Consider the following 8,535-nt stretch of genomic DNA (forward strand, 5'->3'; position numbering starts at 1 on the left):
CAAGATACAAGACACGACAAAGCCGCTTGAAGTGCTTAGGGTCGTCCACTCCTTTGACCCATGCCTCGCATGTGCGGTACATGTCATAGACACAAAAGGCAAAGAGTTGAGCACTTATAAGATAAAAGCTCTATGAAAAAAATAGCAGTTATAGGTGTCGGAAACATACTGTTTTGCGATGATGGAGTAGGTGTAATCGCGGCTGATTATCTGAGACAAAATTTTTCCTTTGAGCCGGGGGTAGAGATAGTTGACGGCGGAACTTTGGGGTTTGGACTCTTTGAGTACTTTATGGAGTATGAGCATGTTCTTGTGCTCGATACACTCTCCATGGATGATGAAGTGGGTACAATCTACAAGATTCCCTCAAAAGAGCTGCTCGGACTTGGCGGGTACAAAAAAACGGCGCATGAGGTTGAGGTGGTGCAGATGTTGGAGATATGCGAACTGTATGAGACAAAAGCAGAAGTGACGCTTATCGGAATCGTTGCAGAAGATATAAACAGTGCAAAAATCGGGCTTAGCGAAGTTTTGCGTAGCAGATTTGAGCTGTTTATAAAAACGGTTATAGATGCGCTTGAAGTGTTGGGCGTGGTGGTTATTAAAAGGGGTGATTTTAGCATTGATGACCAAATTAGTATGAGCTATTTAAAATAATTGCTACCCCTGTTTTAAAGCTTTTTTGACAATTTTAAGGAATTTGTATGAATATTTATTTTGTTACAGCAAGATTTTTTGCTCTTATCGCTCTTGCTCTTTTATTGTATGGTTTTATTATCCCCTCCGTCGGTTTTCATGGAACTTTAGAACGCATAAAAGACTCTAAAGTTGAGAATATACCCTCATATGTCTACCCTCTGTGGGATTTTTATCAAAAAGATAGATATTTTGGGGTTAATACCTCAAAAGAAGCAAAACATAATCTAAAAAAAATGATTGAATTTTCCGAAGAGATAGGTGCTCCTTCAATGCCTGTATGGAGTTTTTCTTTGGAAGCGCCAAACTATCCAAAAGAGGCCTTTCCTCAAGGACTCCCCGTATTTATCCATTTTGACGGATTAAGCGGTGAAGTGCATGAGATGGACACAATCAACCATTATGTCGGGATGGCATCCATGCAAAGAGGCGCTCCTTATGAACGGGCACTTGCTCCTTATGCGTTGGTAATTGTTGCTTTGATATTTGTGCTATTTATTTTTTACAACAATAAATGGGTAAACAGATTTATGATTATTCCCATGTTGCTGCCATTTATGTTTATAGTCATCTATGCTTACTGGCTTTACTGGTTTGGACACAACCTTCACAGAGGCGCGATTACCATGGAGCCGTTTATGCCTGTTTTGCTTGGAGACGGGAAAGTGGCACAGTTTACCACACATGCTTATCCCGCAGTCGGTTTTTGGCTGCTTGTGGCTGTTAGTATTTTCTCTTTTTTGCCTTGGTGGTTAAGAAAAAGAGGATTAAAAGAGCACCCGGCAAAGAGGGCAACTCTTGTACATCACTCTTTTACATTTGTTTTTCTATTGACAGCTCTGGTATCAATCGCTTATTTGGTTAAAACAGATATAGAAGTAAACAAATTGGATAAAATTGCTGAACTTATTTATGTGCCGGATTTAGAAACTTCGCTAAAAGCAGAGAACGCCGAACCTTCAGATATACAGAAGCAAGAGATGCAAGAAGAGAGAGATGAGCAGAGAAAAGAGCTAGAGTTACAAGTAAAAGCATTGGAAGAGAGAGCCGGAACTCTTGGGAAATTTAAAGTTAGTAAGATGTATAAAAGTAATTGTGCTCCATGCCACGGCAGCAGTGGAGAGGGAAATTTCGGGGCTAAGCTTATCGGGTTAAGCGAGGAGTTTGTATTGAAAAAAATGCTTGAATTCAAAACAGATAAAGATGCAATTCATATAGAAACCATTGAATATCTCTCAGAGGATGATATGAAAAATTTAACCAAAGAGATTTCTCAATTTGGAGAGTAATAAAAAAAACAGTGATATGCTGTTCTTTATAAAGGAGATACCGATGGTAAAAAAATATTTGAATATTTTGTGTTGCATAACACTCGGATTGCTGTTTACGACACAAACTGTTTTTGGCGAATCTGCATTTCAGACAATAATGAAAAAACGGGGACTAACCGAAGAGGATGCTCTTGCAGCACTAAAAGTTTACAATCCCAGCGGCAAACATGATGAGTACTATGTTTTTGTCGGAGGGGGACAATCAGGACAAGTTTTGGTTTATGGAGTTCCATCTATGAGACCCTTAAAATATATAGGAGTGTTTACTCCAGAACCTTGGCAGGGGTATGGTTTTGACACCGATTCAAAAAAGATTTTAAGACAGGGAAATGTACGAGGAAGAGAGATTAACTGGGGAGATGTACACCATCCCGCGCTCTCAGAGACAAATGGAAAATATGACGGAGAATACCTTTTTGTCAATGATAAGGCAAATGCCAGAATTGCCGTAATTGACTTAAAATATTTTGAAACTTCTCAAATAGTAGTGAATCCCATCTTCAAATCAACTCACGGAGGGGCATTTTTGACTCCAAATACTGAGTATGTTCTTGATACATGTCAGTATGCGGCACCTTTGACAAATGATTATTATCCTATAGAGGCATATCAGGATGTTTATAGAGGCGGGGTGACATTTTGGAAGTTTGATAGGAAAAAAGGAAAGATTCAACAAGAAGAGTCATTTAGTTTAGAGTTTCCGCCCTATATGCAGGATCTAACCGATGTCGGCAAAGGTATTTCCGACGGTTGGGCATTTACAAACTCTATCAATTCAGAACTCTACACAGGAGGTATTGAAAAAGGTCTTCCTCCTTTTGAAGCCGGATGCAGCCGTAACGATACGGATTTTTTACATATATATAATTGGAAAAAATTAGCGTTACTTGCAAAAGATGACAAAAATATTAAAATAGTTAATGGGCACAGAGTTATTCCTATAGAGGTAGCCGTAAAAAACAGTGCTCTTTTTTTAGTCCCTGAAAATAAATCTCTTCATGGTGTAGATGTGAGTCCGGATGGCGGTTATATAATTGTTTCGGGTAAATTAGACACCCATGCCTCTGTTTATGACTTTAATAAGATTATAAAGCTGATTCAAAACAGGGAGTTTGAGGGGAAAGATCTCTACGGGATACCGATTTTAGATATGAAAAAATCACTATATGGGCAGGTTGAACTTGGACTTGGGCATCTGCATAACACTTTTGGTAAGGAAGATGGCACAATTTATAGCTCTATGTATGTTGATTCTCAAGTTGTAAAATGGAATTATAAAGAACTCAAAGTCATAGATAAAATCGGTATTCACTATAATATTGGACATATTGAGGCAATGGAGGGAAAATCTGCAGATCCGCAGGGAGAGTATCTTGTTGCCATCAATAAGCTTGCTATTGACAGATTTTTGCCGGTCGGACCGCTGCATCCGCAAAATAATCAGCTTATAGATATTGGCGCAAATAAGATGAAACTTCTTTTGGATATGCCAATACCGCTTGGAGAACCGCATCAGGGGGCATCAATCAGGGCAAGTAAGATTCATCCTGAAATCCGCTTTAAAACAGGGACTAACTCTAGAACGGGTGAGTCTCATGTCGGAAAAGCTTTTGCAGGTGAAGAGAGGATTGAGCGAAAAGGTAACCATGTTTTTATTTATGCAACGGTAGTACGTTCTCATATCAACCCTGAGCGGGTTACGGTAAACAAAGGTGATCATGTTACGATGTATATTACCAATGTTGAGCGTGCTCAGGATGAGACTCACGGCTTTACCATTGACCACTATAATGTACATACTTCACTTGAGCCGGGCGAGACCACCCAAATCGATTTTATTGCAGATATTGAGGGTGTTTTTCCCTACTATTGTACAGAATTCTGTTCCGCTTTACATATAGAAATGATGGGGTATCTGTTGGTTAAAGATCCAAACAAAAATTATGAGTGGATTCAAAAATTAAAAATGAAAAGCTTGTCTGCTGAAGAACTACAGATAGAATATAAAAAAATTACAGCCAGCAACAGTGCAACCGACGAGGTTATTAAGTCTCTCTTTGCGTTTTTAGAAGAAAAAAATTATGGTAAATATGTAACGGTGAAAGATCTGGTAGACGATGCAAAGGATCAATATACCAAGATTGCTCTAGAGAGGGAGAAGTCGGCAAAAGCATATCGAGAAAATAATTTAGAAAGTGCAATTTTATTTGAAAACATGGTGTGGCAATACATGATAAAAACCGCAGATTCTGCTATTAGAGCCAAAGATCTTCTTATAAGCAGTATAGCCACGCCAAAATCTGAAACTGCAAAGAGAGGCGAGAGAGCATTTCGTGAAGGAGGCTGTTCAGGATGTCATGTTATCGGCAAAATAAGTTCAGGTCCCGATTTAACGGGTGTTCTTAAGCGACATAGAAATGCCGAGCAGTGGGTTGCTGAGTATATTAAAGATCCCCAAAGTAAATTTAATGAGCCATATATGAAAAAATTGATAGAGTTTTTTAATCTTAAAATGCCGAATCAAAACATGAGTAATCAGGAGATTAAAGATATCATAGAGTACTTTAAATGGATAGATGAAAATGCAGATCTTTTTTGATTAAATCACCCTTCTCAATGACAGGAGTTGAACATATCGTTCCAACACTTCTCTTTAATGTTTTTGAGAAATTTTACAAAAGATTTAAAATTTAGCGTAGAGTGAAAGGTTAAAATGCAGTATAGATACATAGGAAAAACAGGGCTTAGAGTTACTCCAATCTGCTTGGGGACTATGAGTTTTGGCTCTTGGAGCAATGAGGCGGAATCTTTTAAGATAATGGATAAGGCATATGAGAGAGGGATTAATTTTTTTGACACAGCAGAACTCTATCCCGTTCCACCTGATGCCAAGTATGCAGGTGTAACCGAGACAATAATAGGAAAATGGTTAAAGGGCAAGCCAAGAGATAGCATAATACTGGCTTCAAAGGTCGCAGGTGCGGCAAACGGCTGGTTTGTTCCGCCTATCCGACATGGCTATACGGCGATAGATAAGTTTCATATAAAAAAAGCTATTGAGGGGAGTTTGAAGCGGTTACAAACCGACTATATCGACCTATATCAGATGCATTGGCCAGACAATGTAGTGCCTATCGAGGAGTCTCTAAAGGCGTTTGACGAGCTCATAAAAGAGGGCAAGGTGCGATACCTCGGAACTTCAAACGACACCGCTTACGGGCTTACTAAAGCAAACGAAACCTCAAAAAGGCTAGGAATTGCAAGATTTGAGTCTATACAGAACAACTTTTCACTGAACAATCCGCGCTTTTTGGATGAGCTTGCAGATGTGTGCAAAAGAGAGCAGATATCACTTCTGCCGTACTCTCCTCTGGCTGGAGGAGTGCTAAGCGGTAAATATAACGGCGAGTTTTATCCTGAGAATGCACGCTATTCTGACTATCTTTTGAGTAAAAGTGTGCGCTTAAACTCACAGGTCGCAAGATTTGTAAATGAGAAAACTCTAAAAGCAACCGCTAGATATCTAGATATTGCAAAAAAGCTTGAAATGTCCGTTGTGACTATGTCAATTGCTTATACAAAACAGTTTGATTTTGTGGCTTCTACGATTATCGGGGCAAGAAATATAGAGCAGATGGATGAGTCACTCGCTGCGCTTGATGTAACACTGAGTCAAGAGACCATGAGCGAGATAAAAGCGCTGCAGCAAGAGATTATGTACCCGATGGGTTGATAGATGAAAAAGCTATACATTATCAGACACGCAAAATCTAGCTGGAGCAATGGGACGCTTGATGATTTTGAGCGACCGCTAAACAAAAGAGGCAAAGCAAATGCTCCTATGATGGGTGCGCGGCTCAAAGAGAAAGGTATTATGCCAGACATCATCATCTCAAGTCCCGCAAAAAGGGCAAAAAGCACTGCTGAGATAATTGCTAATGAAGTAGGGTATAAAAACATACTTTTTCTAGATGATATATACGAAGCAACCTCTGAGACGCTACGCAAGATACTCTCAAAGCTTGAGGATAGCTATAGAGTAGTCTTTTTGGTGGGACATAATCCATCGCTTAATGAACTTGCAGAGAAGCTTGTCGGCTTTGATGAGAACATACCTACATGCGGTATACTTGAGATAGAGCTAAGGTGTAAGAAATGGGCAGATATGGACCCTAAAAATGCAAAATTGTTATCGTTTGACTATCCAAAAAAGGGTGAGTGATAGATTAGATGATTTGTAGAATAGAGAGAAGAGGTGTGGTGCAGGGTGTCGGATTTCGCCCTATTATCTACAATCTTGCCACTTAAATGAATCTAAGCGGAGAGGTCTCAAACAACGGCTGTGGTGAGCTGATACTTCTTGATTGCAAGCAAGAGAGAGTCGATGAGTTTGTGCAAAATGTAAGAGATAACAAACTGCCTCTTTGCGAGATATAAAAAAACAAAATCGTTTGATGGCTTTAGTATAGGAATGAGCGAAGGTGCCAAAAATCTATCCAGCCATTATCGCAATGTGTGAGGAGTGCGAGAGTGAACTGCATGATAAAAGCAACCGCAGATTTAAGCATCATAAAAAATCTTCCCTACGACAGAAAAAATACCTCGATGGATGAGTTTGTTATGTGTGAAAAGTGTTTGAGCGAATATGAAAATCCGTAAGACAGAAGATAGCACGCTCAACCCATAGGGTGTCATGAGCGCGGACCAAAACTCTCTGTTTGATAACAGCGGTAAAATAGTTGAGAGTGAAAATATCATAGATAAAGCAGAGACCCTCAAAGCCTTTTGGAGTGATGGTAAAAGATATCTAGATGTCAAAAAATATTGCCTATATAAATGCGAAAGAGGAGATACTTCTTTGTTCAAGCGGTTTCTAAATTTTTCAACACGATAGTTGAGATAATTTACGAGATGCACAACAAGTATAATTTACCATTGGTTTTGGGTGGCGGAGTGTTTCAAAATAGGATTCTTTTAAGACTGATTATGCAAAAGATCCCTGATGTAATCTTGCCTGAGATGTTTGTAAGCAATGACAGCGCGATAGCCTACGGACAGGCAATAGCCGCTGCCTCAGAGTTCGAAACTCTTTGACATGCAGTTTTTAATATCTTCTGTTTTTAGCTCATGATTTGTAAAAATCATATTTGCTAGTACTCCTTGACCAAAAAGCATATCTGCACCGTCTATAAAAGTAATATTTTTCTCTTTTGCTATTTTTAAAAAAGGTGTTACTTTGCCGTAAATTGCATCCGCCACAAATGAGGTGTTATCTAAAATTTTTTCTATTAATTCTAATGGAGCAGGTAGCTCTTCGTCCTTAAGTCCGGCACTTGTTGTGTTTACAACCAAGTCATATTTTGTAAGTTCAAAATCTTCCCAACTAAAGCAGTCACATCCAAGCTCTCTAAAGTATGTGAGTCTATTTTGGCTTCTGTTTAGAACAGTTACTTTTATATTATCTTCTATAAATCTTGCACATAACGCTTTTGCCGTTCCGCCTGCACCAAGAACTAAAATATTTTTTATAGCACCGAACTCTTTTATGGCAAACATAAAACCGTCTGCATCAGTGTTGTAGCCTATAAGTTTGCCGTTTTCGTTTACGATAGTGTTTACGACTCCAACTTTTTTTGCAAAGCCTCTTACTTCATCACAAGCCTCATACGCCGCCTCTTTATGAGGAACGGTAATATTTGCTCCGCTAAGACCAAGTGAGAAAAAAGTCTCTTTTAGTTTTGAGCCATCTGGAAGATGGACTCTTGTGTAGCAAGCTTTGTAGTTTAGGTGCTTAAATACGCTGTTGTGCATAAGCGGAGAGCGAGAGTGCGCAACGGGGTCGCCAAATATGGCAAATAGCTTCATTAATCCAAATCTTCAAGCGAGGCGACAAGTGCGCCGAGTTTGTTCTTTACCTCTAGGTATTCAAGCTCGTTTTGGCTGTCTGCTACAACACCCGCACCGGCTTGAAGAACAACTTTGTCATCTTTAACAAGAGCAGTTCTGATTGTAATTGCGCTGTCCATATTGCCATCAAACCCGAAGTAGCCGACACTTCCGCTGTAAAAACCGCGCTTTAATCCTTCATACTCGGCAATAAGCTCCATTGCTCTTATCTTTGGAGCACCCGTCATGGTTCCTGCCGTAAATGTAGCCATAAATAGATCAAACATATCTTTGTCATCTGCAAGCGTAGCGGTGACATCTGAAACTATATGCATAACATGAGAAAAGCGTTCGATATGCATCATATTCTCAACCTTTACGCTTCCAGTTTTTGCGACACGGCTGACGTCGTTTCTGCCAAGGTCGATTAGCATAAGATGTTCTGAGAGCTCTTTTGGGTCTGCCAAAAGCTCATCTTCAAGCTCTTTGTCTCTTAATTTTGTAGCGCCTCTTTTTCTTGTACCTGCGATTGGACGAAGAAGAAGCTCGCCGTTTGTGAGTCTAACCATAACCTCAGGAGAACTGCCGACTATGTTAAAATCTTTATACTCCATCAAAAACA

At 39.5% G+C, this 8,535-nt stretch carries 12 protein-coding genes; 10 read left to right on the top strand and 2 right to left on the bottom strand.

What is annotated here, in order from left to right:
- From RQ763_RS06720 to RQ763_RS06760, 10 genes are all read left to right on the top strand, one after another.
- A partial coding sequence (locus tag RQ763_RS06720) for a nickel-dependent hydrogenase large subunit (protein ID WP_314151930.1) occupies positions 1-136 on the top strand: 136 nt, incomplete at its 5' end.
- Positions 133-657: a HyaD/HybD family hydrogenase maturation endopeptidase gene (locus RQ763_RS06725; RefSeq protein WP_314151915.1), complete on the top strand. Its 525-nt coding sequence runs from the start codon at positions 133-135 to the stop codon at positions 655-657. The genes RQ763_RS06720 and RQ763_RS06725, both read left to right, overlap by 4 nt.
- A gap of 47 nt (positions 658-704) precedes the next feature.
- Complete coding sequence (locus RQ763_RS06730) at positions 705-1,985, top strand: hypothetical protein (protein WP_314151917.1); 1,281 nt, start codon at positions 705-707, stop codon at positions 1,983-1,985.
- A 43-nt stretch (positions 1,986-2,028) separates the two neighbouring features.
- Complete coding sequence (gene nosZ / locus RQ763_RS06735) at positions 2,029-4,626, top strand: Sec-dependent nitrous-oxide reductase (RefSeq protein WP_314151918.1); 2,598 nt, start codon at positions 2,029-2,031, stop codon at positions 4,624-4,626.
- Positions 4,627-4,740: 114 nt separating this feature from the next.
- A complete protein-coding gene (locus RQ763_RS06740) occupies positions 4,741-5,760 on the top strand; it encodes an aldo/keto reductase (protein ID WP_314151920.1) in 1,020 nt (339 codons plus the stop codon).
- A 3-nt stretch (positions 5,761-5,763) separates the two neighbouring features.
- Positions 5,764-6,249, top strand: coding sequence for a histidine phosphatase family protein (locus RQ763_RS06745; RefSeq protein WP_314151922.1), 486 nt, complete (start codon positions 5,764-5,766; stop codon positions 6,247-6,249).
- A gap of 8 nt (positions 6,250-6,257) precedes the next feature.
- Positions 6,258-6,335, top strand: a complete 78-nt coding sequence (locus tag RQ763_RS11810) for an acylphosphatase (protein WP_409932363.1) — start codon at positions 6,258-6,260, stop codon at positions 6,333-6,335.
- The gene (locus RQ763_RS06750; protein ID WP_314151923.1) at positions 6,336-6,464 is read left to right on the top strand and encodes a hypothetical protein; all 129 of its coding nucleotides are present in this window, start codon (positions 6,336-6,338) and stop codon (positions 6,462-6,464) included. It begins immediately after the preceding gene.
- A gap of 74 nt (positions 6,465-6,538) precedes the next feature.
- The gene (locus RQ763_RS11815) at positions 6,539-6,640 is read left to right on the top strand and encodes a hypothetical protein (protein ID WP_409932364.1); all 102 of its coding nucleotides are present in this window, start codon (positions 6,539-6,541) and stop codon (positions 6,638-6,640) included.
- Between the two features lie 223 nt (positions 6,641-6,863).
- Positions 6,864-7,121 (top strand): hypothetical protein, encoded by a 258-nt coding sequence (locus RQ763_RS06760; protein ID WP_314151926.1) that lies wholly within the window; start codon positions 6,864-6,866, stop codon positions 7,119-7,121.
- Here RQ763_RS06760 and RQ763_RS06765 read toward each other — a convergent pair.
- The gene (locus RQ763_RS06765; protein WP_314151927.1) at positions 7,101-7,892 is read right to left on the bottom strand and encodes a shikimate dehydrogenase; all 792 of its coding nucleotides are present in this window, start codon (positions 7,890-7,892) and stop codon (positions 7,101-7,103) included. The two genes, RQ763_RS06760 and RQ763_RS06765, sit on opposite strands and share 21 nt — an antisense overlap.
- Positions 7,892-8,535 (bottom strand): anthranilate synthase component I family protein (locus tag RQ763_RS06770; RefSeq protein ID WP_314151929.1); only part of this gene is annotated, 644 nt, incomplete at its 5' end. The genes RQ763_RS06770 and RQ763_RS06765, both read right to left, overlap by 1 nt.

The sequence above is a fragment of the Sulfurimonas sp. genome (assembly GCF_032250635.1).
GTDB lineage: Bacteria > Campylobacterota > Campylobacteria > Campylobacterales > Sulfurimonadaceae > Sulfurimonas.

Excerpts from the sequence above, each read along its gene's own strand:
- RQ763_RS06725 (WP_314151915.1), top strand. The coding sequence starts at position 133 with ATGAAAAAAATAGCAGTTATAGGTGTCGGAAACATACTGTTTTGCGAT.
- RQ763_RS06730 (WP_314151917.1), top strand. The coding sequence starts at position 705 with ATGAATATTTATTTTGTTACAGCAAGATTTTTTGCTCTTATCGCTCTT.
- nosZ (WP_314151918.1), top strand. The coding sequence starts at position 2,029 with ATGGTAAAAAAATATTTGAATATTTTGTGTTGCATAACACTCGGATTG.
- RQ763_RS06740 (WP_314151920.1), top strand. The coding sequence starts at position 4,741 with ATGCAGTATAGATACATAGGAAAAACAGGGCTTAGAGTTACTCCAATC.
- RQ763_RS06745 (WP_314151922.1), top strand. The coding sequence starts at position 5,764 with ATGAAAAAGCTATACATTATCAGACACGCAAAATCTAGCTGGAGCAAT.
- RQ763_RS11810 (WP_409932363.1), top strand. The coding sequence starts at position 6,258 with ATGATTTGTAGAATAGAGAGAAGAGGTGTGGTGCAGGGTGTCGGATTT.
- RQ763_RS06750 (WP_314151923.1), top strand. The coding sequence starts at position 6,336 with ATGAATCTAAGCGGAGAGGTCTCAAACAACGGCTGTGGTGAGCTGATA.
- RQ763_RS11815 (WP_409932364.1), top strand. The coding sequence starts at position 6,539 with ATGTGTGAGGAGTGCGAGAGTGAACTGCATGATAAAAGCAACCGCAGA.
- RQ763_RS06760 (WP_314151926.1), top strand. The coding sequence starts at position 6,864 with ATGCGAAAGAGGAGATACTTCTTTGTTCAAGCGGTTTCTAAATTTTTC.
- RQ763_RS06765 (WP_314151927.1), bottom strand. The coding sequence starts at position 7,892 with ATGAAGCTATTTGCCATATTTGGCGACCCCGTTGCGCACTCTCGCTCT.